This window comes from Halobium salinum (genome assembly GCF_026586625.1).
Lineage (GTDB): Archaea > Halobacteriota > Halobacteria > Halobacteriales > Haloferacaceae > Halobium > Halobium salinum.
In genome coordinates, this window is sequence record NZ_JAODIW010000006.1 from 1,372,424 (window position 1) to 1,396,511 (window position 24,088).

Sequence of the window (24,088 nt, forward strand, 5' to 3'; positions counted from 1 at the left end):
GTTTACACCGTCGCGGACAGGACCCCGCGACGCGACCCTCGAGGCGGTCGCCCGTCGCTGTGGTCCACCGTGGCCCGCTGTCGACCACCGTTACCGGGACGAACCTATCAGCACTGACTAATCAAAAGTAGATATTGAAAAGATTTTACCGGACGACCTGACAGGAAGGGGCGTGAACGTCCCCAGCAAACGGATAGGGTTGCTCCTGCTCGCCGTGACCGGCCTGTCGGCCGTCTCTCTCGGCGTGGTCGCACAGGGTGAGGGACAAATCGTGCTCGAGAGTTCGGTCCAGACCGAGACGCGGACCGTCTCGTACGCGAACGAGACGCACACCGTCTCCTCCGTGGGTCGCGTCCAGGCTGGCGACCCGCTGACGGCGCTCGTCACGGTACCGTCGGAGGTCCAGTCGCTCCGTCTCTCCGACGGGAACGGGTCGGTCGTCACGGAGCGCCGCGTTCGGGGCGACGACTCGGTGACCCTGTCGACGAGGGGGCTCGCGCCCGGCGAGTACGTCGTGTCGACCCGGGACGAGAACGGCACCACGGAGGACGCGGTGCCGGTCGTCGTCGCCGGGTACGAGACGACGCTGTCGGTACGCGGGTCCGCGGGCTACGGACCGACGGTGTTCTCGGTCACCCCCCGCGAGGTGACCGCCGCGCCGGCGGTCGACGACGTTCGGGTGGTCGTCCGCGGTCCCGACGGTATCTCTCGGATGAACGCGACCGAGTCGGGGGATGGTAACTACACCGCGCTGGCGACTCTCGACCCCGGGAGCTACCGAGTGTACGCCGAGGTCTACGCCGGCGACCGGGTCGTCGGCACGAGCGACTCGATTCGGGTTCGCGTCTCGAACGAGACGACGACGGTGACGCGGACGCCGGAGAACGGGACAGTGGCCGAGGACGCGACGACGAGCGCGAACGAGACGCCGGAGACGACCCAGTCGACGGCCGAGAACCGGACTGCGGTCGGGAACGGGACGACGACCGAGAACGGAACGGCGGACGCGAACCGGACGCAGAGGACCGGGACGCCCGCCGCGTCGGTGGACGACGCGGGGAACGCCACGTCGACCGGCGGCATCGGTGACCTCGGCGGACCCGGCGTCACGAACGCGCTCGGCGGCCGCTTCTCCGGACTGACCGGCTCACCGCTCCTCCTCGTCGGTGCGCTGGTCGGTGGGCTCGTCCTGTCGACCGCGGCGTATCAGACGCTCTACGCGCTCCGCCGACGCTGAGTCGAGTACCCCTCCGCACGCTGGTCGGTCGCCGACCGACCGAGGGGAAGACACTTGTCGGACGGTTCCGAGCGCCACCCATGCGCCGCCGCTCGCTGCTGGCCCTCCTCCCGTTCGCGGCCGCAGGCTGCCTCGGCTCCGTCCCGTCCACCGAGACCGACGGCCCCGAAAGCGCCTCGACCGACACGGCGACCGCCGTCTCACCCTGTGAGACTCCGGACTCGACCCGGGCGGGCGACGAATCGGGGACCGCTCGCTGTCGCGAGCACGGACCTCTGACCGCCAGACTCACCGAAATCGACACCGACTACTCGGAGATGCCTAGGCGGGCGACGGTCCGAATCGCGTTCGAGCCGGGACGGGTCGTCGTGAACGGCTACCTCTACACCTGCTGGGGCGCGTCGCTCGCGTCGGTCGAGGCCGACGAGGACGGTCTGAAACTGGTCGTTCGTCGAGGAGAGGGGCCGGAGCGGACGGGCGAGACGGCTGTCGTGTGCGACGCCGCTCTCCAGCACTACCGGGTCGTCGTCGCGAGCGGAGAAGAACTACCGAACCGGGTCACCGTCACCCAGCGCGGTACCAACGATACCGTCGAGAGGACGGCGACGCGAGGGCGCCTCTAAAATCGGTCCGCTCGACCGGACGCGGCCCACCCGTCGGTCGGCGCACCGCTGGGAACCCGAATCCGGCGACCTTGGAGCGACTCGATGCGCCCCGCGTAGGCCCACTTGCGGTCCTGCCACGTCTCTTCGTCCTCCTCGCCGCCCGCGGCGGCCGCGGCGGCGGCCTGGTCGCGGAGGTGCGCGCCGAGCGCGGCGACGATGGCGGCGGCCTCCTCCGAGTCCGCGTCGTCCGGGAGCGTCAGGGCGTCGCCGAGCGTCGCCGGGTCGTCGACGGCCTGTCCCGTCCCGTCCTCGTTCTCTCCGGCCATCTCAGAGCGGGATGTTGCCGTGTTTCTTGTCCGGGAGCGAATCGCGCTTGCTCTTGAGCATCTCGAGGTCCGAGACCAGGCGAGCGCGCGTCTCCGTCGGCTCGATGACGTCGTCGATGAACCCCTTGTCGGCGGCGGTGTAGGGGTTCGCGAACTCCTGGCGGTACTCCTCGATGAGTTCGTCGCGGCGGGCGTCGGGGTCCTCCGCGTCCTCCAGTTCTTCGCTGTAGAGGATGTTGACGGCGCCCTGGGGGCCCATGACGGCGATTTCCGCGGTGGGCCACGCGTAGTTCACGTCGGCGCCGAGATGCTTCGAGGCCATCACGTCGTAGGCGCCGCCGTAGGCTTTCCGCGTGATGACGGTCATCAGCGGAACCGTCGCTTCGGAGTAGGCGTAGAGGAGTTTCGCGCCGTGGCGGATGATGCCGTTGTGCTCCTGGTCGGTGCCGGGGAGGAAGCCGGGCACGTCGACGAAGGTGAGGATGGGGACGTTGAACGAGTCGCAGGTGCGGACGAACCGCGAGGCCTTCTCGCTGGCCTCGATGTCGAGCGTCCCGGCGTTGACGCGGGGCTGGTTGGCGACCACGCCGACGGAACGGCCGTCGAGGCGGGCGAAGCCGACGACGACGTTCTTCGCGAAGCGCGCCTGCACCTCGAAGAACGACCCCTCGTCGGCGACCGACTCGATAACGTCCGTGATGTCGTACGGCTTCCGGGGCTGGTCGGGGACGATTTCGGTGAGTTCCTCGTCGGCGCGCTCGGGGTCGTCCCACGGCTCTACCCGCGGCGGGTCCTCGACGTTGTTCTGCGGGAGGTAAGAGAGCAGGCGGGCGATGTGGTCGAGGGTCTCCTCCTCGCCGTCCTCGGCGAAGTGGGCGACCCCGGAGGTGCCGGCGTGGGTCTTCGCGCCGCCGAGTTCCTCGAAGGTGACCTCCTCGCCGGTGACCGTCTTGATGACGTCCGGCCCGGTGATGAACATGTGGCTGGTGTCCTTCACCATGAACGTGAAGTCCGTCAGCGCGGGCGAGTAGACCGCTCCGCCGGCGCAGGGACCCATGATGGCCGAAATCTGCGGGACGACGCCGGACGCCTCGGTGTTGCGCCGGAAGATTTCGCCGAACCCGCCGAGGGATTTCACGCCCTCCTGGATGCGGGCGCCGGCGGAGTCGTTGAGGCCGACGACGGGCGCGCCGACCTCCACCGCCTTGTCCATCAGCTTGCAGATCTTCTCGGCGAACACCTCGCCGAGCGAGCCGCCGAAGATCGTGAAGTCGTGGGCGAAGACGAACACCTTGCGGCCGTTCACCTCGCCGTAACCGGTGACGACGCCGTCGCCGTACAGCTTCTTCTCCTCCATCCCGAACTTGTGGGTGTCGTGGGTCCGGAACCGGTCGAACTCCTTGAACGTCCCGTCGTCGAGGAAGTAGTCGATGCGCTCGCGGGCGGTCATCTTCCCGCGGTCGTGCTGGGACTCGATTCGGTCCTCGCCGCCGCCGAGGAGCGCCTCCTCGCGCTTCTCGCGGAGTTCGTCGATGCGGTCCTCCATCGTCATTCGGGACCACCGTCTGTCATTGTCTTTCCCGTCCCCCACAGGCGGCAAAAGGGTTCCGGGAGCGGAAACGTCCGCCACGCGCCGAACCCTTAGCTGGATTCGTTCGTCGCCCGCGCCGACGCCTCTACAGACACCCCGGAGACGTAGTCGCCGTCGGGGCCGACGTACGTCCCCTCGCGTCCGCACTCGGTCGTCAGTCGGCACACGCGCGTCTCGGGCGGCCAGACGGCCCGAATCGACCCCTCGGAGCGCTCGACCGTCAGCTCCTGTCGGTAAGTCACCGTCGACCCGCCGGTGCCGACGAAGGTGACGACGAGGTCCACCTCGCTGGCGCCCGGCGGCGGAGCGAGCGACTCGCTCCCGGCCGCGAACGGCAGGTTCCGCACGCGCGTGCGGTCCGGGGAGACGGACCAGTTCACGGTCAGCGACTCCCGGTCGGACAGGTCGCCGACGCGGTAGCGGGCGTACGTCGCCCCCGACTCCGACCCAGCGTCGCCGTCGGCGGTCTCCAGTCGCACCGACGCGCTCGTCGCCCCGGTCGGGACGCCGAAGGTCGTGCTCGCCCGGACGCGCTCCCCCCGGAGCACCCGCAGACGCTCCAGTTCGGGGTTTACGGCCCGGGTCGCCCCCGCCCACTCGCCCCGGTAGGTGTAGCGGTAGGGTGTCCGGTTCCCGAACGCGGAGAGCACGGCGAAGTCGTCGGCGGGCCCGCCGTCGGTCGCGTACACGACCTCGCCGTCGTACCCCGGGTCCGACCGGAGGTGCTGGAACGGGTGGGCCTGCCAGTCGCCGTACGTGTCGGGGGTGAAGACGAGGGCGTGCTCGAAGTCGGCGCGCTCGATGGGCTCGTAGGCGGTTTCGAGGTTCTCCGTGCGCTCGCGGTGTTCCGTGAGCGGTTCGGCGAGCACGCCCGCCTCGGCGCTCGCGACGACCGGCGCCGCGAGCAGGAGCGCGACGAGGACGAGCGCGCGCACCTGCCGAGGGTCGTCGCGGAGGCGGTGAACGGCCCGAAAGAGCCCACGGGTGAGAGCGACGACGCCGACGGCGACGAACAGCGAGAGCGGCAGGAGCAGGTCGAAGTGGTAGTACGGGCCGAGCAGTTCGATGAGGTCGTTACGGAGCCCGTTGAGCGTCCCCCAGAAGTACGCCTCGCCGAGGACGACGCTGGGGACGAGCGCGAGGACGACGACGCGGACCTCCCGGTCGCTCATGCCGGCGAGGGAGGCGGTCGGGAGCGGGAGTCGCCCGTCCTCCTTCCGGCGCCGCCGGGCGAGGGAGAGCCACGCCCGGCCAGCGTCGACGACGACCCACGCGAGGCCGACCGCGGCGAGGGCCACCCCTACGGTGCCGGCGACGAACCAGTCGACGAGGAGCTCCTCGACCACCTCGACGGTCGTCTCGGCGGCGAGGGCGGGCGTGTAGTCGACGCCGTAGTTCAGGAGCTCGTGGTAGCCGAACCCGATGCCGTCCTGCGGGCCGAACGCCATGTAGGGGAAGACGAACGGGTCGCCGGTGACGACGACGTTGTACGCGAAGGTGACGCCGACGAAGAGGGTCCCGGGGACGCCGACCGCGAGGTAGCGCGGGAGCGCGGTGCGGAGTCGGTCGACGCCGCCGGTCCGCCACGCCCGCGCGAGGACGGCGACCGCGTGGAACACGAAGGGGAGCGCGAACAGCAGGGCGGTGAAGGGTCGGGAGAAGGCGGCGAGGCCGACGGCGACGCCCGCGAGAACCCCCCAGCCGAGTGCCCGTCGCGGGACCGCGCCGAGGCGGTCGGCCCGCGCCGCTCTGACGTAGCCGTAGGCGAAGGCGAGGTTCAGGAACGTCGTCGGCGCGTACGAGAGGAACACCGACGAGGAGACGAGAAAGAGCGGGGAGCCGACCAGCGCGAGCGCGGCGACCAGCCCGGTCCGGCGGTCGGTCGCCGCCGCCGAGACGGCGTAGACGAGCGCCGTGCTCCCGGCGGCGACGGCGACGAGCGCGGCGGCGAAGCTCCCGGTGACCGCCTTCCCGAGCGCGAAGACCCCGGCGGCGACGGGCGAGTACTTCGGGTACATCCGGAGCCCGTCGCCCGCGCGGTCGACGACGAAGAACCACGGGCGGAGTTGCGACGCGGCGGCTTCGGGGGGGTGGAGGAACAGCCGTCCCTCGAGGAGCATCGCGGCCTGGTAGAGGTAGACCCCCTCGTCGTCGTTCACCGACCGGTAGGCGAACAGGTCGGTCGCGAACCAGAGGACGAGGACGGCCGCGAGGAGGGAGACGGCGGCGGCCAACAGGCGGGCGCCGGTCGCCCCGCGCAGTCGGGTCGGAACCGCACCACGGAGACGCGCCGGGAGGACGTCGACGGAGCCGTCACCAGTCTCCTCACCTGCACCGCCCATCGGTCAGTCGTCGGCCGGCGTCTCGGTCGGGTCCGGCCCGTCCGCCCCGGCGCCGGCCACGGCCGTCGTGTCGGCGCCGCCGTCGGCGCGCTGTTCGGCCGGGAACCACGAGAGTTCGTGGTCGGATTCGACCGAGACCGTGACCGGGGTGTCGAGGTCGACCTGGTCGTCGTGGTTGTGCATGCACTGGACGCGGTCGCCGTTGTCGAGTTCCACCTCGTAGAGGATGGTCGGCCCGAGGTAGCGCCGGGAGACGACGCGGCCGTTCGCGGCGGTCTCGGCGGCCTCACCGGAACGGTCGCCGTCGGCGACGGCGACGGGCGTCGCGCTCACGTCGTCCGGGCGGACGAGCACGTCGATGTCGGTGTCGTCGTACTCCGGTGCGAGGCCGTGAATCTGGTCGCGCGGGAGCGAGCCGACGCCGGTTCGGACGGTACCGCCGTCGACCGTCGCCGAGAGGAAGCTGGCGTGGCCGAGGAAGCCCGCGACGAAGCGGGACTCGGGGTGCTGAAACACCCCCTCGGGCGTGCCGATCTGCTCGATGCGGCCGTCGTTGACGACGGCGACGCGGTCCGAAATCGAGAGCGCCTCCTCCTGGTCGTGGGTGACGGAGACGGCGGTGACGCCGGCCTCCTTCAGGATTCTCCGTACCTCCTCGCGCATCTTCACGCGCAGGTCCACGTCGAGGTTCGAGAACGGCTCGTCGAGCAGCAGCATCTCCGGTTCGGGGGCGAGCGAGCGCGCGAGGGCGACGCGCTGTTGTTGTCCCCCCGATAGCTCGCTCGGGTGGGAGTCGTGCTGGTCTTCGAGGCCGACGAGCGACAGCATCTCGTCGACGCGGGCCTCGCGCTCGTCGGCCGGCCACTCCTTCAGCCCGAAGGCGATGTTCTCGCGAGCCGTGAGGTGGGGAAACAGCGCGAACTCCTGGAAGACGACGCCGACGCCTCGCTGTTCGGGGGCGACGAACGAGCCCGAGCCGGCCACGGACTCCCCGCGGAGCCGAATGTCGCCGCCGTCGGGGCGTTCGAGCCCCGAGACGAGCCGCAGGGTGGTGGTCTTCCCACAGCCCGAGGGGCCGAGGAGGGTGACGATCTCCCCCTCGCGCACCGACAGCGACATGTCGTCGATGACGGTCTCGCTCCCGAATCGCTTCGAGACGCCGTCGAGTTCGAGCACGGCGTCGCTTACGTCGGTCTCGTTCAGTACGTCAGTCTTCCGCGTGAGTTCACTTGACATCGTAACCCTCCTGAGAGATGATGACCAGCATCGAGAGCCCCGAGACGCCGAGCAGCACGAGCGCCGGGACCGCCGCGTAGCCGAAGTACCCCTGGTCGTATGCCGCCCACACCCGGAGGACGAGCGTCTCGAAGCCGGGGGGTGCGAGCATCAGCGTCGCCGGAAGCTCCTTCATCGTCGTGAGAAACACGAGCGCGGCGCCGCCGACGACGCCCGGCGCGATGAGCGGCATCGTCACCGACCGAAACGCACCGACCGAGGTACGCCCCAGCGTGCGGGCGGCCTCGGGGAGCGCCGGGTTCACGCGCAGGAACGAGGCGCGCATCGAGCCGACGGCCTGCGGGAGGAAGCGCACGAGGTACGCGAACACCAGCAGCCAGACGGTCTGGTAGATGGGGAGGACGCCCGACACCTCGGTGCCGAGGTAGACGAGCGCCAGCCCGAGCGCGACACCCGGGACCGCGTAGCCGACGTACGTCGCGCGGTCGAAGACGCCCGCCAGTTTGGACCGATAGCGCGCCGAGAGGTACGCCACCGGCAACCCCGCCAGCGCCGCGACCAGCGCGGCGGCGCCGGCGACGCCGACGGAGTTGAACACGTGTGACGGCGTCAGCGCCAGCGACGCGCCGGTGTCCGTCGTCCCGGCCGCCCACCAGCCCAGCAGGACGGCGAGCGGGACGACCAGCGCGAGTGCGGGCACCGCGGCCGTTGCGAGCATCGCCGGGAGCTTCCACTTCCCGAGACGGACCACGTCGTCCGTGCGGCCGCCCTGTCGGCCCGAGTGGAGCGGGTCGCCGCCGCGGACCCACGACTCCAGTGCGAGAATGAACAGCGTCACGCCGACGAGTTGGAGCGAGAGGAGCCCCGCGAGGTCCCGGTCGAAGGAGTTGAACGCGAGGTACACCTCCCGCGTCATCGCGTCGAAGCGCATGATGGCGGGCGTCCCGAAGTCCGAGAGGGTGTACAGCGCGACCAGCAGCGCACCTGCGGCCGCCGCCGGCCGAATCTGGGGGACGGTGACGCGCTTGAACGCCTCCCAGCGCGACTGCTTCAGCGTCCGCGCGGCGTCGATGAGCGTCGTGTCCATCGACTTCAGCGCGGCGCGGACGGTGATGTACACGTAGGGGTAGGTGTACAGCGTCATCACCAGCGCCGCGCCCCCGAACCCGTAGATAGAGGGGAGCGACTCGACGCCGAGCGCGCGCTGGGCGATGCCCCGCGGTCCGAGCGCCGAGACGAACGCGAACGCGCCGATGTAGCTCGGGATGACGAGGGGGAGCGAGGCGGCGACGGTGAACCCCCGCTTGAACGGGAGGTCCGTACGCACCGTGAGGTACGCGAGCGGGACGCCGATGAGGAGCGACGCGACCGTCGTCGCCGCCACGAGCGCGAGACTGTTGGCGACGAACTCGGTGCTGCGAGAGAACAGGGGGAGCAGTTCGGTCGTCGGAACGTCGAGCGCGCGCCGGACCAGCCAGACGAGCGGCAGGAGGACGGCGGCGGCGACGGCCGCACTCGCCAGCGTCGGCGCCAGCGGGAGGGAGTCGCCGCGGCCGCTCGCCTCGTCGGCGTCGGACGCGGTCGCGGTCGAGGTTCGACGTTCGGTGCCCATAGTTCGGTGTTACGTCACTTCACAGGACGCCCACGTCACGTAAGAGCGACACGGTCTCCTCCAGCTCGGAGAGCTGCGTGAGGTCCAGCTCCTCGGGCGGGCTGAGCTGGTCGATGGCGGGGAGCCGACCGAGCGGCTCGATTTCGGGGACCGTCGGGTACTCGTAGGTCTCCCGGGCGAAGTAGTCCTGTGCCTCCGCCGAGAGCAGATGTCGGACGAAGTTCGCCGCCAGCGTGTCGTCGCTCGCGGTGTCGACGACGGCGCCGCCGGCGACGTTGAACACCGAGCCGGCGTCGTTCTCGGTGAACGCGAGCGCGATGGGGGCGTTCGCCCGACCGGCCTGCACCCGCAGGGTGTAGTAGTGGTTCGCGAACCCGGCGGCGAGCTCGCCGTCGGCGACCGCCTGCGAGACGAGGAACTCGTCGTTGTACTGCTGGACGCCGAGCTCCTGCATCCCGTTCAGCCACTGTCGGGTCGCGTCCTCGCCCTCCAGGATACGCATGGCCGTGATGAACGCCTGGAAGGAGGAGTACGTCGGCGCCCACCCCATCTGTCCCTGGAGCGCCTCGGTGTTCGGGAACTCCATAATCTTCGTCGGGATGTCCGACTCGGAGAACTGGTTCGTGTTGTACGGCACCGAGCGCGCTCGCCCGGAGGTGCCGACCCAGTTGCCGCTCGGGTCGCGGAACTCCTGGGGGACGAAGTCGAGTATCTCCTCCGGAAGCGACGTCGTCCGTCCGGCGTTCGCGAGCTGACCGAGCGCGCCCGCGTTGACCGAGAAGAACACGTCCGCCGGGCTCGACTGCCCCTCCGTCTGGATGAGGTTGACGAGTTCGATGGCGGAGCCGTACTTCGTCCGGACGGCGAAGTCGGGGTACAGCTCCTCGATGTACTCGATGAGCGTCCCGACGAGCGGCTCGCCGCGCCCGGAGTAGAGGGTCAGCTCGCCGGAGAGCTCGGGCATCTCCGCCATCGAAACGCCGCCCTCGAGGTTCCGGTCGCCGAACGGCGACCGCCCGGAGCCGATCTGCCCGGCGCTTCCGGCGGTGCCGTTCGTGGCGTTCCCCGTCCCCGAGCCGTTGCCCGTGCTCGTCGTCGTGCTCTCCCCGCCCGAACCGAAGAGCCCGTTACATCCAGCCAATCCTGCGATTCCGGCCGTCGAGGCCGCTGCCAGGAACCGCCGCCGGCTCCGACAGCGTTGCTCGCCGTCGTTCGTCATAGTTGTTTTAGGCCGGCCTAAATCACTTATAGCTGCCGGTTCGGCGGAGCGACGAGTCGAGCGAGAGCACCACGGCGGCGGCCGAGAAACCGGGGGAAGAGCCCCCCGAGACCGTCCCGGACCGGCGATACGGACAGATTCGGAGCTGTCCTCCGTCTGGAAGTTCCGGTGTGAATCGGAGAGTGTCCCGCGGAGACCCTCAGTCGAGGGACGGTTGCCCCCGACCGGTCCGTCCGGAGGGGTTCGCTCTATCGAGCGGGTCCTCGAGCTCGCCCATCACGGCCTCCATCGCGTCGGTCGCGGTCAGCAGTCCGACGACCTCGCCCTCGGACAGAACGAGGGCCAGCTCCTGGTGTTCGGCCTGGAACTCGTCGATGGCGTCGCTGACGGTCGTCTCCGCCGAAATCGTCATCGGTGCCGTCGCGATGTCGGCGAACTCGATGTCGCCGGCTTTCAACTCCTCGATGTGGCTGACGACGCTCGGGACGTAGACGACCCCCTCGAACTCCTCGTCGCCGGCACTCAGGAGCGGGTAGCGCGTGTGTGGCGTCTCGGAGACGCGCTCGAGGTTGGTCTCGACCGAGTCGTCGGACGAGAGGAAGACGACCTCCGGCTCGTCGACCATCACGTCGCGGACCTGGATGGTCCCCGCCTCCAACGCGTTGAGAATCTCGTCGTGGCGCTCGCCCGAGATTTCGCCGCGCTTCAGCAGGGAGCTCACCCGATTACGGAACTGCGCCCGGCTCTCGATGGCGTCCTCTTCGGCTTCCAGCCACGCCCCGGTCATCTCGATACCGAACAGGCGCAGCGTCCACTTGGCGATCTTGTCGCCGAACGTGATGAGCGGGGAGATGACGACGTAGAACCAGTACAGCGGCGCCGCACCGTACCGACAGACCCAACGGGACCGCTCGACCCCGAGGTACGTCGGCGTCTGCTCGCCGTGGGTCAGGTGGATGAGGTTGATGATGAAGTACGCGATGAGCGCTCCGGCGCCGACGCTCGCGAGCCACGTCCCGCCGAACAGGGGTTCGAAGAGAGCGGCCAGCGCCGGTTCGGCGACGATACCGACGGCGATGCTCGACGCGGTGATTCCGACCTGGCAGGTGGTGAGATACAGCTCGAGGTCCTGCGTCATCTCCCACGCGCGTTCGAGCTTGGGGTTGCCGTCGACGAACTCGTCCTCGGTGAACTGTCTCGCTCGCGTCAGCGCGAACTCGATCGCGACGAAGAAACCGTTCGCGAGGATGAGTAGTACACCCGCGACGAGTCGGAGGCCGATCTCAGCTGGATTCATCGATTTCGATACCTCCTCGTTCACGCTAGACGGGTTAGTATGTGCTGGCTCGTCTCGCCACGGAAATACGGGACTGTCGTCCCGACACCGAACCCGACGACTCGAAACGGACGGTGACATCGGGGGCTACCACGCAGACGTCGAACCCGAGGCGACGGGACACCCGCTATTCACGCTCACACCAGCGCGTCAGCGAGACGAGCACGCCTGAACGCGTGCTCGTCGTTGCGCTCAGTCGCACCTTCGCGACGGCACGTCGCGGCGCCACGGGGGCGCCGCGGATGCGGTCGTTCCGGGCGAATCGTCCGTTTGTAGTCTGCAACACCACCGCGTCAGCGAGTCGGCCGGCCCCTGTGGCCGGCCGTCGTTGCGCTCAGTCGTCTGCCGGCACCGGCTCGGGACTCGCGTCCACCGCCTCCAACTGCTCGAGGCACGCGAGCCAGTCGCGCATGTGCTCGCCGACGTAGTTGAAGAACTCCCCGTTCGCGTACTCCTCGAAGTCGTCCTCGGCGAGTTCGTCCGCCATCGCCCGAAACACCTCTGCATACGAATCCGCGTCCCCGCCCACGTCGTCGATATGTTTCCAGAGGTGTTCGTTCAGCTGGAGCCCGGGCACCTCGTTGTTCAGGTCGTCGAACGTGGGTCGGGCCGCCTTGTTGTGCTCACAGAGAGGGTACCCCGTCAGAATCTCCTTGCCGAGCACGTCGGCCGCGCGCTTGAGGAACACGCCCGACCAGATGTCGTCGAAACGGCCCACGTCCCACTCGTTGTCGTCCATCGGAAGTTGGTAGAACGCGGGGACCACCTCCCGCTCGAAGGCGAGGTTCATCGAACAGACCGTGAGGTACTGCCCGGGGTCGACGACGAAGTCGCCCGCGAAGTCCTCCTTCGTGGTCCGCGTCTGGGCCTGCCCCTCCAGGTCGCCGTCCATCAGGATGCGGACGGCGTCGAGGTCGGGGACGTTCGTCCACAGCCCCTGCGAGGCGACCACGTCGCCGACCTCTCGGGTGTGCGTCTCGACGGTCTCGTCCATCGCGCCGTAGGGGTACCCACGGGGGTAGAGCCCGTGCTCCTCGGCGTTCTGATAGAGGACGTTCACCCAGTTCTCGTCCGAGCGGACGCTCTCCAGCTCCCCCTCGAAGGCGAGGTTCTCCATGTGGCGACCGAAGAAGTCCCACTCGTCGTGCGGGAGCGTGTCGTCGTCGATGAACACGCCGTACTCGAACCCCTCGTTCGCCCAGAGGTACAAGAGGCCGAAACTCGTCTCGGCGTGGCTGGCGGCCGGGACGACGTGAGCGTACTCGCTCACGCCGTGGGCTTCGTACCAGGCCTCGCGTGCCGACCCGTCGAAGACGACGCCTTCGACGCCCTCCTCCTCGAGCATGGTCTCCATCGATTCGGTGTCACAGAAGTCCTCCGTAACCAACACGAAAAAGAGGCGGTCGAGGTCGAACCCGTGCCGACGGGCGTTGGCGACGTACGAGCGGATACACTCGTACTCGCGGATCGTCGGCACGACGACGCAGATGTCGCGGCTCATCGGGTGTGTATCTTTAGGCCTACCTAAAACTACTTTCGTTTTGGGTCGACGGCTCCCGACGTGCCGGCGGACCGGGGGCTAACGGACGAAGAAAAAACCCCGCGACGCGAGCGTTTCCCCTGTCTCTGTCGCGTCAGCGTCCGGCTAGACGCGCTTCGAGCGCGCCTCGCGGACCGACGCGCCGTCTCGGACCACGTCTTCGCATCCTGGGCACACCCGCACGTCCGTGAACCCGTCCGGTGCGAACACTCTGACGTACTTCTCCGTCACGAAGCCGCCGCAGTTGAGGCATTCCGGCATGGCACTACGTGTCAATGTGATGGTCGACCCTATATCTGTCGGTGGGCGAACCCGCCGGAGAACCCGTCCGCTCACTCCTCGGTCAGCGCCCGGAGCAGCGTCACCGCCGGCGCCTTCGCGAGCGGTTCGTTCGCGTTCCCACACTGGGGTGACTGGACGCAGGACGGACAGCCGTCGGCGCAGTCGCAGTCGTCGATCAGCGTCGCCGTCCGCGCCATCAACTCCTCGACGCGACCGTACCCCGCTCGCGTGAGACCCACGCCGCCGGGATAGCCGTCGTAGATGAATATCGTGCTGCGCTCGGTGTGCGGGTGATACGGCGTCGACAGCCCGCCGATGTCCCCGCGGTCACAGAGCAGGTGGAGGGGGAACAGCGAAATCATCCCGTGTTCGGCGGCGTGGATGCCACCGTCGAACCCCCACTGGTCGTGCTCGCCGAGCAGGTCGCGCTCCACGTCCGGCGGGACGGTGAAGTACAGCGCCTTCGTCCGGAGGTGGGTCTTCGGGAGGTCGAGCGCCTCTCGTCCGAGCGTCTCGCCGCTGGCGGCGTCTCGGCGTTCGAACCCCGTAATCTCGATGGAGACGGTCACGTCGGCGAAGCGCACCGCCGTGTCGGGTCGCGCGGAGAGGGCCTTCTCGGTCACGTCGTCCTCGACGACGACCTCCTTCTCGTGGAGCGTCTTCGTGTAGTAGTCCGCCCACGTCGGCTGGAGTTTCGCCACGTCGCGGTCGAGGTCGAGGTCGGCCACCTCGTAGGACTGGCCCTGCTGGTGGTAGACGGCGCCGGGGTGGGCGTCGCGCATGGCGTCGGAGAGCGACAGCGAGGCGACCACGTCGTTCGTCCGGGCGTCGAGCAGGTCCACCTCCCGGGAGTCGATACTCCGGAGGCTCATTCGGTGTTGCGGGCTGCCGTCGCCGGCGAACGTCCAGCGCGTTCCGTCGTCGGTCGCCCGCCGCGCGAGTTCGCCGGCGGACTCGAGGTCGGCGACGACGTCCGGGAACGTCGCCCCGAAGTAGTCCTCGTCCGCCGTCTGCAGCCAGTTCTCGGCGGCGGCGCTGGCGACGTGGTCGGGGAGCAGTTCGTCGTTCTCCGGGTCGGAGACGGCGTCCTCCGGGTCGCCGTCGAAGAACTCCCCCGGGTTGCGCATGAAGTACTGGTCCAGCTGGTCTTCGCCGCCGACGAGCACCACGAGCGCGGGGTCCTCGCCCCGTCCGGCCCGCCCGGCCTGCTGCCACGCGGACATCCGGGTGCCGGGGTAGCTGTCGAGGACGACCGCGTCCAGCCCGCCCACGTCGACGCCGAGTTCGAGCGCGTTCGTCGACCACACGCCCCGCAGGTCGCCGGCGTGGAGCGCGTCCTCTATCTCCCGACGCTCCTCGTTTCTGAGCGCGGCCTGGTACGCCCGGACCCCACGCGAGAGGTCGTGGTGGCCCCGCTCTCGGAGTTCCGTCGAGCTCTCGGTGGCGTAGCGTTCCGCGGCCTGTCGCGCCCGCGTGAACGTCAACGTCTGGAGGTCCTTCGAGACGAGGTCGACGAACAGCCGCTTCGTCTCGGTGTGAGAGGACCGTCGCCGGCCGCTTCGCGCGTCGGCGTCGCGGTACTCGGGCGGGTTCCACAACACCCAGTGGCGCGGGCCGCGACCCGAGGTGTCCTCGTCGACGAGCGTGAACGACGACTCCGACCGACCCGTCACGCGCGCCGCGTGCTCGACGGGGTTGCCGATGGTTGCCGAGCAACAGACGTACTGCGGGTCCGACCCGAACCGCTCGCAGACGCGCTGGAGCCGCCGGAGCGTGAGCGCGACGTGGCTCCCGAACACGCCCCGGTAGGTGTGGACCTCGTCGACGACGACCGTCTCCAGCGAGGCGAAGAACCACTCCCAGAGCCGGTGGGCGTGTGGCAGGAGCGCGTAGTGGACCATGTCGGGGTTCGACAGCAGGACCGTGGGCGCGCGGTCGCGCACCTCCCGTTTCTCCGTCTTCGACTGTCGGCCTGTGTACTGCGCCACGGAGACCCGGGAGCCGAACCCGAGGTCGCGGGCGAGGGAGTCGAGCGTCTCCTCCTGGTCGGCGACGAGCGCGTTCTGCGGGCCGAGGTAGAGCGTTCGCCCGCCGTGGTCCATCGCCCGCTCGAACGCCGGGACGGTGTAGGCGAGGCTCTTCCCGCTCGCCGTCTCGGTGGCGAGCACGACGTTCCTCCCCTCTCGCACGGCCTCGATGGCCTCGGCTTGGTGGCGGTACAGCCGGCCGATGCCGCGTGACTGGAGCGCCGAGTCGAGGCGCGGTTCGAGGTCGACGTCGGCGAACTCGGGGTCGCGAGCCGGGAGGCGGCGGTGGTCCGCAATCTGCCCCTCGTAGTAGGGGCGCTCGCGGAGCCAGTCGACGACCTCGGCGACGCTGTCGGTGTCGGGCACGGTGAGTCGTTCTCGGCTCGGGGGCGGTCGAGTATGACGGTTTCGCCCGTCCGTTCGGCCGACTCTTGAGCCGCCTCCGTGTTCGCGACGCTCGAAGACCTCGATACCGGTTCGTGGTCGGCCGGCGACACCTCGTCGCTCGGTGAACCGCGTCGCCCAGCCACGGGACTGCGCCGAGTCGAATTCGTCACGAACCGACTACAGTCTCTATAATCAACCAATCCGGGACGAATCTGGGTGAGAGTTCCGCGCGACCTCGGGGGCATTCCGGCACCACCCCGGCGTAAACTCGGAAAATCCGTTTAGGAGGGTAGGTGCTCAACGAGAGTGGACAATGAGTCAGAACGGCAACCCCCGACGGACCCGACGCAACTTCCTCGGTGCGACCGCCGCCGCGACGACGTTCGCCCTCGCCGGGTGTACCGGCAGTAGCGAGAACGGCGGTGGGTCGAGCGAGACGACGACCGAGGAGATGACCACGACGGAGACGACGACCGAGACGGCCACGCCGACCGAGGAGCCGACGACGACCGAGTCGGAGCCCCAGGCCGCCCCCGACGTGCCGATTCTCAACTACGCGCTGACGCTCGAACACCTCGAGAACGCCTTCTACCGCGACGGGCTGGCGACGTTCTCGAACGACGAGCTGATGGAGGCCGACGCGCTCTCGACGTTCAGCGAGTCCCTCCGCATGGAGGTGCCCGGCTACCTGAAGACGGTCGGGGCCCACGAGAAGGCCCACGTCGACGCGCTGACGGCGACCATCTCGGACCTCGGCGGCGACCCGGTCGGCGAGGGCGAGTACGACTTCGGCTACGAGACCCCCACGGAGTTCATGCAGGTCGCGAAGGCGCTCGAGAACACCGGTGTCGCGGCCTACGCCGGCGCCGCTCCCTCCATCGTGAGCGAGGAGTTGCTCACCGTCGCCGCGGGCATCCACAGCGTCGAGGCCCGCCACGCGAGCTTCCTCAACCTCGTGAACTCCTCGTCGCCGTTCCCGAACGCCGTCGACGAGGCGAAGTCGGTGAGCGAGGTGCTCGAAATCGCCGGCGGGTTCGTCACCAGCGAGGTCGACCCGAGCGTCTACGAACTGAGCGAGGACCGTCCGGTGCCGGCGCGCAAGGAGGAGGACGACACGAGCGACGTGGACGTGCTCAACTACGCGCTGACGCTCGAACACCTCGAGAACGCCTTCTACCGCGAGGGTCTGGAGGAGTTCTCCGCCGAGCGAATCGCGAACTGTGACGCGCTCGCGGACTACAGCGAGGAGTTCCGCACGATGGTGCCGGAGCATCTGCAGACGGCCGGCGCCCACGAGAAGGCCCACGTCGACGCCATCACGAAGACCGTGAAGCAACTCGGTGGGACGCCCGTCTCGGAGGCGGAGTACGACTTCGGCTACGAGACCCCTTCGGAGTTCCTCGGCGTCGCCCGCGCGCTCGAGAACACCGGCGTCGCGGCCTACAAGGGCGCGGCCCCGACCGTCGCCAACGACGACGTGTTCGCGGCCGCCATCGGCATCCACAGCGTCGAGGCCCGCCACGCGGCGCTGCTGAACGAGGTGAACGCGAAGTCGCCGTTCCCGAAGGGCGTCGACGAACCGAAGTCGATGAGCGAGGTGCAGGAGATAGCCGGCCAGTTCATCGTCTCGAACTGATCGGAGCTACGAGAACTCCTCTGAGAGCGTTCCCAGGGCCTCGCTCTGTCGTCCCCCGTCGCTCCGGACGGTGCCACCCGGACCGACACGCCGCCCTGTGACCCCGGCCCGTGGCGGCCCGACGGCGGCGTTCGCCATGCCGCCGCCGTCGGGCCGTCGTCGGGCCGACACGGACCCCGCTGTGCCCGTGGCCTCCACCCTCTTTCCGTACCATGACCGGACTCACACCCGACCGTGTTCGCCCCCGTCGCTCGGAGGTAAGGCGATGAGCGTCTGGCTCGACGCGGCGCGGGTCGCCGCCGCCGTCAACGTCCTCCTGCTCGCACTGCTCGTGGCCGTCTGGGGGCGAAACTACCTCGCGTTTCGGTCGAAACACACCCTCGGGATGTCGCTGTTCGCCGTCCTCCTCGCCGGCGAGAACGCCTTCGCGCTGTACTACTACCTCGCCGACCCGACGCTGTCGGTCTGGTTCGACAGCGCGGTTCCGGCCGTCGCGTGGCGGGCGATGCTGCTGTTCCACGTCCTCGAGACGCTGGCGCTCGGGTTCCTGACGTGGGTGACGCTGGACTGAATCCGCGACCGACCCGCCCCGGACCCGGCCCGAACCCGACCCGGACCCGAGTCGCCCTCCGACCTCGCCTCAGACGACGTAGTCGCTCTCGCGCAGTTGGACGTACTTCCCGTTTCGGAACTTCCGCTTGCGGCGTTTATAGGCGATGGCGAGTTTCGCGGCGCCGAAGCCGGCGACCGCCTTGCTCGTGTCGATGAGCCCGTTCGACCCCTCGTCGGTCATGAGGGTGTTCACGTGCTTGAACGTCCGGTCCCAGTCGTCGGGCCCGTAGTCGTGGACCACGTCCGCGAAGGAGACGTTGCGGAGTACCTCGTCGCCGGTGGCCTCCTTCCAGCGGTCGTTGTACGCCGAGAGGTCGCCGGCGGCGGCGAGTTCGCCGGCGATGGCGCCCGTCCGGACGGCGAGGTGGTCCCCACCTTCGTGGAACGCCGAGGTCGCCCCCATCGCCCCGCCGGTGACGGCGATACCCGCAGCGGTCGGCGAGTCGACGGGTCGCGTCGAGGAGATGGCGTACGTCTCGGTGCCGCCGCGCTTTCCGCGGTCCTCGGCGAGCGGGAAGTCGGCCTCGACGTCGTACTCGTCGCCGTACTCGTGTTCGAGGATGCGCCGGACGTACTCCTTCCCGGTCGGGATGCGTTCGTCCTCCGGGCGGAGCAGGGCGTACTTCTCGCGGCCCTCGACTTCGTCTAAGTCCATCCCGATGGGCATGGTCAGTCCGACGCGGGCCATCTCGCCGTCGTTCGGGAACACCCACGGATAGGCGGTGTGGCCGGGCATGTACCCCCACCAGAACTTGAGCGCGCCGCGGACCTCCTCGGCCACTTCGGGGGGCAACTCGCGGTGTTCCTGGTACGCGATGTGGTTGGCCTTCCGGGGACCGAGCACGTCGGAGGCTTTCTTCCCGTCTGGGAGCAGCCTGTCGAGGACGGGCATCGTGAGGGTGCGCTGGGGGCCGTCGGCGAGCACGAGGAAATCCGCGCCGACGTTCGTCCCGTTCTTCACGCGGAGGAGATGACGCGGCTCTGCCTCCCCGCCGGCGGCGTCGAGGTCGGTCTCTACGTCCTTGACCGAGGTCTTGACGTGGTACTCGGCGCCGGCCTCCTCACAGCGCCCGCGGAGCCAGTCGTCGAAGCGGGCGCGGTGGAACGTGTAGCCGAACTCGTCGTAGGACGATTCGATGCCGGTGTGGCGCATCGTCACCGTCCGGTTCGGCCCGACGAACTCGGCGCGGTCGAGTTCGTGCAACAGCACGCCCTCGGGGAACTCGTCGGGGTGGATGTCCATGATGTCTACCCAGTAGTCGAGGATGCCGGCGGCGTCGGTCGAGTCCGGCCCCAACCCCGAGGGTCGGTCGGCACGGGGCACCCCCTTTTCGAGCACCATCGCGGAGGCGCCGTTCGAGGCGGCGGCGTGTGCTGCCGCCGTCCCCGCAGGCCCCCCGCCGACGATTGCGACGTCGACGCGTTTCATACTCCGTACCCTGCCCTACGAGGCTATTAATGGTCCGGATGTTCGCCGGCGTGACTGACCGTCGCCCCGAGGTGTCCGCGAGGCCGGTCGTGCGACCGTCACCTTTTTTCGCGTCGTCACGAACCGCCGGATGTGACCCGTTCCCGAGACACCCTCCTACGGGTTCGGATGGCGGCGACCCTCCTCGCACTCGTCCTCACCGCCCTCGTCGAGGCGGTCGTGACCGGGGTGGCGGTCGTGCTCGCGCTCTCCCTTCTCTGGGTGAGCCTCACGCTGACGACGGGTGTCCCGACCATAGCCGTCCTCCTCGTCGTGGCCCTCGTGGCCGTCGCGACGCTGGCGCTGGTCGTGTACGGCGAACGAAAGGCGCCGGCGCACACGGTGGCACTACTGGGTGCCACCCCGGTCGACGCGGACGACCGACCCGAACTCCGGAGGCTCGTGCGGGCCGTCGCACAGCAGGCCGACACGCCCGTTCCCGCCCTCTACGTCACCCCGAGTCGGACGCCGCTGTCGCTCACCACCGGGTTCCGTCCCGGGTCGTCGCGGCTGGTCCTCAGCGAGGGGTTGCTCGAACGCCTCGACGAAGCCGAGCTCGAAGCCGTCGTCGCCCACGAGGTCGCACACGTCAAGAACCGCGACACCGCGGTGCTGACCGCCGCCGCCCTCCCGGTCGGAGCCGCAGGACGCGTGTTCGACCTGCTCTCGGGTCCGACGACCGGCGTCCAACACGGGACGGCCAGCCGGGCCGACCTCGCCGACGGACTCGTGACGGTCGGACTCCTGTTCGCCGCGCCGGTCGCCCTCTGTACGTTCCTCCTCTGGGCGTCGCTCTCCCGGAGCCGGGAGTTCACCGCGGACCGCGCGGCGACGGCTCTGACCGGGAACCCGGCGGCGCTCGCCAGCGCGCTCCGGCGAATCGACCGGGCGTTCGGCGACCGTCCGTCGACCGACCTGCGGCGAACCGAGGTCGCGGCGTTCGCCATCGCCGAGCCCGGCCGTGTCCGGTCCGACGGGTCGAACCGCCTCGGCCGGCTCCCGCTCGCGTGGCTGTTCGACACGCACCCGTCGATAGACGAGCGAATCGACCGCCTGCGCCGACGGTCGCGGACGCAGGAACGAGGGGAGTAGCCCGTCGCTGTCGACGGCGACGACGATTGGGACAGCGACGGTGACAGCAACGGGAACGACGGGTCACTCCCGGAGGTACGCCGCCACGTCCTCGGGGTCGGCGTCGAGGCCGCCGCCCTGGGCGAACGACGCAGCACCCCCGCCACCGCCCCCGAACGCGTCGGTTACGTCCCCGACCACGTCACCGGCGGCCACCTCGTCCGTCGCGTCGTCGCCGACCGCGACGACGACGAACGTCGACCCCTGTTCCCCGGCGACGGCGAGCACGTCGGCCACGTCGCCCGCGTACTCGCCGAGGCGGTCACCCACGTCGTTCGGGCCGAACCCGGAAACGACGCCGACCGCCCACGTCCGCCCGTCGCGCTCGACGGTCTCCAGCCCCTCCAGACGGCTCCGGAGCACCTGCCCGCGGAGGTCCGCGAGTTCGGCTTCGAGGCCGTCGCGTTCGTCGCGGAGACGTTCGGCCTCGTCGGCCATCCCCTCGACGCTCGTCCCGAGGGCACGAGCCGTGGCGTCGGTGGCCTGTCGGACCCGGTGACGGCGCTCGATGGCGGCCGGGCCGACCGCGAACTCGACGCGGGTGACGCCCTCGCCGGGGTTCGAGCGGCCGAGCAGTTCGACCGGGCCGATTTCGCTCGTGTTCGAGACGTGGGTGCCCCCGCAGGCCGCCGCGTCCCACGCGACGCCGTCCGCCTCGCCCTCGACGGGGCCGACGGTGACGACGCGCACCATCTCGTCGTCGGCCATCACGCCCTCCTCGGTCTTCGTGTTGAAGGCGATTCCCTCCCGCTCCTGGGCCTCGGCGACGGGCACCTCCTCCCACGTCACCGCCCGGGAGTCCCAGACGGCGCGGTTGACGAGCCGCTCGAGTTCGGCGAGCACCGAGTCGTCGAGGTCGGTCGTCGTCTCGAAGTCGACGCGAACCTTCTCCTCGCCGATGTCGAAGCCGGCGTAGCCGAGCTCCTCGAGGACGTGCCGACCGGCGCCGTACAGCACGTGACTGGCGGTGTGTGCCCGCATCGTGTACGTCCGGAAGTCGTCGTCGACGACGCCGACGACGCGGTCGCCCTCGTCGGCGTCGGGGGCCTCGGCGAGTTCGTGGACGACGTGACCGTCCTCGTCTTTCCGAACGGACTCGACCGGGACGCCGGCGAGGGTGCCGCGGTCGGCAGGCTGGCCGCCGCTCTCCGCGTAGAAGTAGGTGCGGTCGAGGACGACCGTCCGACCGTCGACGGTGTCGGCCGTCGCCTCGAACTCCCGAACGTCGGGTTCGAGCGCTGCGAGTTGTGCCATGCGCTCTCGTGGGTGCGCGTCCGGAAAAGTGTGCGTCGTCCGCGCGGCGGTCCGCAAGCGATGGAGTCCGCTACTCGTCGGCGAGTTCGACGCCGAGACGGTCTTCGAGCTTCGAGATGACCGACCCGCCGACGCCCGCGCGGGTCGCCCGGTTCTGCTCGACGGCGAGCAGGTCGTCCTCGTCGACGTCGAGTTCGGCGGCGAGGTCTTCCACGGTCAGGCCGGCGTCCTGTCGGGCCTGCTCGACGACGTCGCCGTAGTCCGAGACGAGGTAGGGGAGTCGGTCCTTCTCGTAGCTCGTCCCCTCCTTCTCCCAGCGCTTCGAGTCGCCCTTGCCCGCGTCGTACATCTTCGCGGCCTTCTGGGCCACCTCCTGCTTGCGGCTCTTTGGACCCGAGTCGTAGTCGTCGCTCCCGGCGCCGCCCCCGCTTCCGCCACCGCCGCTTCCGGTGGCACGACCGCGCCCGCCGCCGCTCGACTTCCGGCTGTCGTCGTGTGGCGCGCAGTCGGGACAGACGAGCAGGTTCGCCCCCGCCACGTTCGCGCGTCGGAGCTTCCCGCTCTCCTTGCCACAGAGTTCGCAGGCGTCGCCGTCGTCGTCGCCGCCACCGCGTCCGGTGGAGTACTTGGCCATACCACCCTGTACCGGGTCCCCGACTTAAAACTCCGCGGCTCCGCCGAGCCGGCGGGCGGTCGATTCGGCCGTCGTCGCGGTCCCGGTGGCGGTCGCGACGGTGGTGGTCCCGGCCGTCGCGGCCTCGGTCGTCGTGGTCGTCGTGGTCGTCGCGGCCTCAGTCGTCGCGGTCGAGGGCACCCTGGTCGTGGTCGTCGCTGTCGCGGGTGATTCTTCGCCCCCAGCCGTCGTCTCCGGCGCCGGCACGTCGACCGACCCGGTCCACGTCGCCAGCAGGTCGTCGAACAGCGAGTCCCGGTCGAGCAGTCGCACCGTCACCTCGGTCCGTCCGCCCCGAACCCCGGCGGGGAAGTCGTCGGCCGGTATCACGACCTCGACGGCCGTGTTCGGCCCCCGTTCGAGGTCCGTCCTGACCAGTTGTCGCCCCTCGTGGAGGACGACGAGCAGGGGTTCACCGGGGTTCTCCGTTTCCCTGTCGGCGTACGCCATCGAGGTGTTCGCCCGCACCGTCAGCACGACCGACCGTCCGGCCGTCGCGGCGCGTACCTCCATCCGGTCCTGTGCGAGCGTCGTCGACCCGCCGGCGCCGGGCGTCGTCGACTCGGTCGTACGAACCGGCTCCCCGCGGTCGGAAGCGCTCCCGCTCGCGACGTCCGCGGGCTCCTCCGACGTACCGGAACCCGACCGCTCCCTCGACAGGTCCGCGGCCGCGTCTCCCGGGGCGGGGCCGGAAGACGTGACCGTCGACGTCACCGTCCCCCCGGTCTCGACGGTCGCCGAACCCGTGGTCTGCGTCGCGGTCGGCGTCGACTCCTCCACGCCGGTCGTCCCGTCCCCGTCGCTGACCGCGGCCCCGCATCCGGCGAGCACCACGACGACGAGCACTGCCACGACCGACTTCCGTGTCATGCTACCTCTCCCACACATCACGGCACCGAGGCTCAAGCGTTGTGGTGGGCAGCGCGGACTGTCTCGGTCGCTGTCGTCCCGTCGGCCGCCCGTCGTGACGGCGGCGCCGGCCGGCGCGAACGACGCCGGTGGCGGCGGGGACCTACGAGGCGGGACGGTCGGGGCGCTTCTCCACGCTCCCGAGAGCTATTGTCCCAACGGTACTGTACGAGGACAAGAGCTAACCGCCGGGAATCCGCGACTGGGTGTATGAGAGTCGCGTTCGTCTGTGTGCAGAACGCCGGTCGGAGCCAGATGGCGACGGCGTTCGCCGAGCGGGAGCGCCGGGAGCGAGGCGTCGAGGAGCAAATCGAGGTCGTCACCGGCGGGACACAGCCCGCCGACCACGTCCACGAGGAGGTCGTCGGGGTCATGGAGGAGGTGGGTTTCGACCTCGCCGACCGGACACCCCGCGAGGTCACGTTCGAGGAACTCCAGTCGGTGGACTACGTCGTCACGATGGGCTGTTCGGCCGAGTCGGTCTGTCCGGCCTCGTGGAGCGGCGAGAACCGCGACTGGGACCTCGACGACCCCGATGGTCGGGACCCGCAGGAGGTACGAGAGATTCGCGACACCATCGAGGCGCGCGTTTCGGCGCTGTTCGACGAACTGCTGGCCGAGACGGCGACGGCCACGACCACCGACGAGCGGACCGACTGACCGGA

Annotated in this window: 20 protein-coding genes; 6 read left to right on the forward strand and 14 right to left on the reverse strand. The window is 69.7% G+C overall.

Annotated features, from left to right (window positions below):
• The first annotated feature begins 172 nt into the window (after positions 1 to 172).
• Together N5095_RS10305 and N5095_RS10310 are read left to right on the forward strand one after the other, a co-directional pair.
• Complete coding sequence (locus N5095_RS10305; RefSeq protein ID WP_267622719.1) at positions 173 to 1,237, forward strand: hypothetical protein; 1,065 nt, start codon at positions 173 to 175, stop codon at positions 1,235 to 1,237.
• Positions 1,238 to 1,317: 80 nt separating this feature from the next.
• Positions 1,318 to 1,860 carry a hypothetical protein gene (locus tag N5095_RS10310; RefSeq protein ID WP_267622720.1) on the forward strand — a complete coding sequence of 181 codons (543 nt, stop codon included), beginning with the start codon at positions 1,318 to 1,320 and terminating at the stop codon, positions 1,858 to 1,860.
• On the opposite strand, the gene N5095_RS10315 is transcribed toward N5095_RS10310, so the two are convergent.
• From N5095_RS10315 to N5095_RS10360, 10 genes are all read right to left on the reverse strand, one after another.
• A complete protein-coding gene (locus tag N5095_RS10315) occupies positions 1,857 to 2,168 on the reverse strand; it encodes a DUF8022 family protein (RefSeq protein ID WP_267622721.1) in 312 nt (103 codons plus the stop codon). The genes N5095_RS10310 and N5095_RS10315 overlap by 4 nt on opposite strands.
• A 1-nt stretch (position 2,169) precedes the next feature.
• Positions 2,170 to 3,714 carry an acyl-CoA carboxylase subunit beta gene (locus tag N5095_RS10320; RefSeq protein ID WP_267623034.1) on the reverse strand — a complete coding sequence of 515 codons (1,545 nt, stop codon included), beginning with the start codon at positions 3,712 to 3,714 and terminating at the stop codon, positions 2,170 to 2,172.
• Between the two features lie 95 nt (positions 3,715 to 3,809).
• On the reverse strand, positions 3,810 to 6,101 hold the full coding sequence (locus N5095_RS10325) for a DUF7846 domain-containing protein (protein WP_267622723.1): 2,292 nt from the start codon (positions 6,099 to 6,101) through the stop codon (positions 3,810 to 3,812).
• Between the two features lie 3 nt (positions 6,102 to 6,104).
• The gene (locus tag N5095_RS10330; RefSeq protein ID WP_267622724.1) at positions 6,105 to 7,337 is read right to left on the reverse strand and encodes an ABC transporter ATP-binding protein; all 1,233 of its coding nucleotides are present in this window, start codon (positions 7,335 to 7,337) and stop codon (positions 6,105 to 6,107) included.
• Positions 7,327 to 8,949 carry an ABC transporter permease gene (locus tag N5095_RS10335; RefSeq protein ID WP_267622725.1) on the reverse strand — a complete coding sequence of 541 codons (1,623 nt, stop codon included), beginning with the start codon at positions 8,947 to 8,949 and terminating at the stop codon, positions 7,327 to 7,329. Before N5095_RS10335 ends, N5095_RS10330 begins: the two co-directional genes overlap by 11 nt.
• A gap of 19 nt (positions 8,950 to 8,968) precedes the next feature.
• A complete protein-coding gene (locus N5095_RS10340; RefSeq protein WP_267622726.1) occupies positions 8,969 to 10,168 on the reverse strand; it encodes an extracellular solute-binding protein in 1,200 nt (399 codons plus the stop codon).
• A 199-nt stretch (positions 10,169 to 10,367) separates the two neighbouring features.
• The gene (locus tag N5095_RS10345; RefSeq protein ID WP_267622727.1) at positions 10,368 to 11,465 is read right to left on the reverse strand and encodes a CNNM domain-containing protein; all 1,098 of its coding nucleotides are present in this window, start codon (positions 11,463 to 11,465) and stop codon (positions 10,368 to 10,370) included.
• 373 nt (positions 11,466 to 11,838) lie between these two features.
• Positions 11,839 to 13,005 (reverse strand): alpha-1 4-glucan-protein synthase, encoded by a 1,167-nt coding sequence (locus N5095_RS10350; protein WP_267622728.1) that lies wholly within the window; start codon positions 13,003 to 13,005, stop codon positions 11,839 to 11,841.
• Between the two features lie 144 nt (positions 13,006 to 13,149).
• Positions 13,150 to 13,305, reverse strand: coding sequence for a DUF7563 family protein (locus N5095_RS10355; RefSeq protein ID WP_267622729.1), 156 nt, complete (start codon positions 13,303 to 13,305; stop codon positions 13,150 to 13,152).
• Between the two features lie 71 nt (positions 13,306 to 13,376).
• A complete protein-coding gene (locus N5095_RS10360; RefSeq protein WP_267622730.1) occupies positions 13,377 to 15,719 on the reverse strand; it encodes a DEAD/DEAH box helicase in 2,343 nt (780 codons plus the stop codon).
• Positions 15,720 to 16,053: 334 nt separating this feature from the next.
• On the opposite strand from N5095_RS10360, the gene N5095_RS10365 reads away from it, so the two are divergent.
• Positions 16,054 to 17,376, forward strand: a complete 1,323-nt coding sequence (locus N5095_RS10365; RefSeq protein WP_267622731.1) for a ferritin-like domain-containing protein — start codon at positions 16,054 to 16,056, stop codon at positions 17,374 to 17,376.
• 265 nt (positions 17,377 to 17,641) lie between these two features.
• Positions 17,642 to 17,947 (forward strand): DUF8036 family membrane protein, encoded by a 306-nt coding sequence (locus N5095_RS10370; RefSeq protein ID WP_267622732.1) that lies wholly within the window; start codon positions 17,642 to 17,644, stop codon positions 17,945 to 17,947.
• Positions 17,948 to 18,016: 69 nt separating this feature from the next.
• Here the strand turns inward: N5095_RS10370 and N5095_RS10375 are convergent, their stop codons facing one another.
• Positions 18,017 to 19,417 (reverse strand): NAD(P)/FAD-dependent oxidoreductase, encoded by a 1,401-nt coding sequence (locus N5095_RS10375; protein ID WP_267622733.1) that lies wholly within the window; start codon positions 19,415 to 19,417, stop codon positions 18,017 to 18,019.
• Positions 19,418 to 19,549: 132 nt separating this feature from the next.
• On the opposite strand from N5095_RS10375, the gene N5095_RS10380 reads away from it, so the two are divergent.
• Positions 19,550 to 20,548 carry a M48 family metallopeptidase gene (locus N5095_RS10380; protein WP_267622734.1) on the forward strand — a complete coding sequence of 333 codons (999 nt, stop codon included), beginning with the start codon at positions 19,550 to 19,552 and terminating at the stop codon, positions 20,546 to 20,548.
• Positions 20,549 to 20,611: 63 nt separating this feature from the next.
• Here the strand turns inward: N5095_RS10380 and N5095_RS10385 are convergent, their stop codons facing one another.
• The 3 genes from N5095_RS10385 to N5095_RS10395 are packed head-to-tail and all read right to left on the reverse strand — an operon-like array spanning position 20,612 to position 23,384.
• Positions 20,612 to 21,898, reverse strand: coding sequence for an alanine--tRNA ligase-related protein (locus N5095_RS10385; RefSeq protein WP_267622735.1), 1,287 nt, complete (start codon positions 21,896 to 21,898; stop codon positions 20,612 to 20,614).
• A 13-nt stretch (positions 21,899 to 21,911) separates the two neighbouring features.
• Entirely contained in the window at positions 21,912 to 22,475 is a 564-nt protein-coding gene (locus N5095_RS10390) for a helix-turn-helix domain-containing protein (RefSeq protein ID WP_267622736.1), read from the reverse strand.
• A gap of 24 nt (positions 22,476 to 22,499) precedes the next feature.
• Complete coding sequence (locus N5095_RS10395; RefSeq protein ID WP_267622737.1) at positions 22,500 to 23,384, reverse strand: hypothetical protein; 885 nt, start codon at positions 23,382 to 23,384, stop codon at positions 22,500 to 22,502.
• 249 nt (positions 23,385 to 23,633) lie between these two features.
• Between N5095_RS10395 and N5095_RS10400 the strand changes: the two genes are divergently transcribed.
• A complete protein-coding gene (locus tag N5095_RS10400) occupies positions 23,634 to 24,083 on the forward strand; it encodes an arsenate-mycothiol transferase ArsC (protein ID WP_267622738.1) in 450 nt (149 codons plus the stop codon).
• Positions 24,084 to 24,088 lie beyond the last annotated feature (5 nt).

What these genes read in the sequence shown, in the direction of transcription:
- N5095_RS10395 (WP_267622737.1), bottom strand. Translation starts at nt 23,384, where the DNA reads ATGACACGGAAGTCGGTCGTGGCAGTGCTCGTCGTCGTGGTGCTCGCC.
- N5095_RS10350 (WP_267622728.1), bottom strand. Translation starts at nt 13,005, where the DNA reads ATGAGCCGCGACATCTGCGTCGTCGTGCCGACGATCCGCGAGTACGAG.
- N5095_RS10365 (WP_267622731.1), top strand. Translation starts at nt 16,054, where the DNA reads ATGAGTCAGAACGGCAACCCCCGACGGACCCGACGCAACTTCCTCGGT.
- N5095_RS10325 (WP_267622723.1), bottom strand. Translation starts at nt 6,101, where the DNA reads ATGGGCGGTGCAGGTGAGGAGACTGGTGACGGCTCCGTCGACGTCCTC.
- N5095_RS10355 (WP_267622729.1), bottom strand. Translation starts at nt 13,305, where the DNA reads ATGCCGGAATGCCTCAACTGCGGCGGCTTCGTGACGGAGAAGTACGTC.
- N5095_RS10400 (WP_267622738.1), top strand. Translation starts at nt 23,634, where the DNA reads ATGAGAGTCGCGTTCGTCTGTGTGCAGAACGCCGGTCGGAGCCAGATG.
- N5095_RS10390 (WP_267622736.1), bottom strand. Translation starts at nt 22,475, where the DNA reads ATGGCCAAGTACTCCACCGGACGCGGTGGCGGCGACGACGACGGCGAC.
- N5095_RS10320 (WP_267623034.1), bottom strand. Translation starts at nt 3,714, where the DNA reads ATGGAGGACCGCATCGACGAACTCCGCGAGAAGCGCGAGGAGGCGCTC.
- N5095_RS10340 (WP_267622726.1), bottom strand. Translation starts at nt 10,168, where the DNA reads ATGACGAACGACGGCGAGCAACGCTGTCGGAGCCGGCGGCGGTTCCTG.
- N5095_RS10315 (WP_267622721.1), bottom strand. Translation starts at nt 2,168, where the DNA reads ATGGCCGGAGAGAACGAGGACGGGACGGGACAGGCCGTCGACGACCCG.
- N5095_RS10335 (WP_267622725.1), bottom strand. Translation starts at nt 8,949, where the DNA reads ATGGGCACCGAACGTCGAACCTCGACCGCGACCGCGTCCGACGCCGAC.
- N5095_RS10370 (WP_267622732.1), top strand. Translation starts at nt 17,642, where the DNA reads ATGAGCGTCTGGCTCGACGCGGCGCGGGTCGCCGCCGCCGTCAACGTC.
- N5095_RS10330 (WP_267622724.1), bottom strand. Translation starts at nt 7,337, where the DNA reads ATGTCAAGTGAACTCACGCGGAAGACTGACGTACTGAACGAGACCGAC.
- N5095_RS10310 (WP_267622720.1), top strand. Translation starts at nt 1,318, where the DNA reads ATGCGCCGCCGCTCGCTGCTGGCCCTCCTCCCGTTCGCGGCCGCAGGC.
- N5095_RS10375 (WP_267622733.1), bottom strand. Translation starts at nt 19,417, where the DNA reads ATGAAACGCGTCGACGTCGCAATCGTCGGCGGGGGGCCTGCGGGGACG.
- N5095_RS10345 (WP_267622727.1), bottom strand. Translation starts at nt 11,465, where the DNA reads ATGAATCCAGCTGAGATCGGCCTCCGACTCGTCGCGGGTGTACTACTC.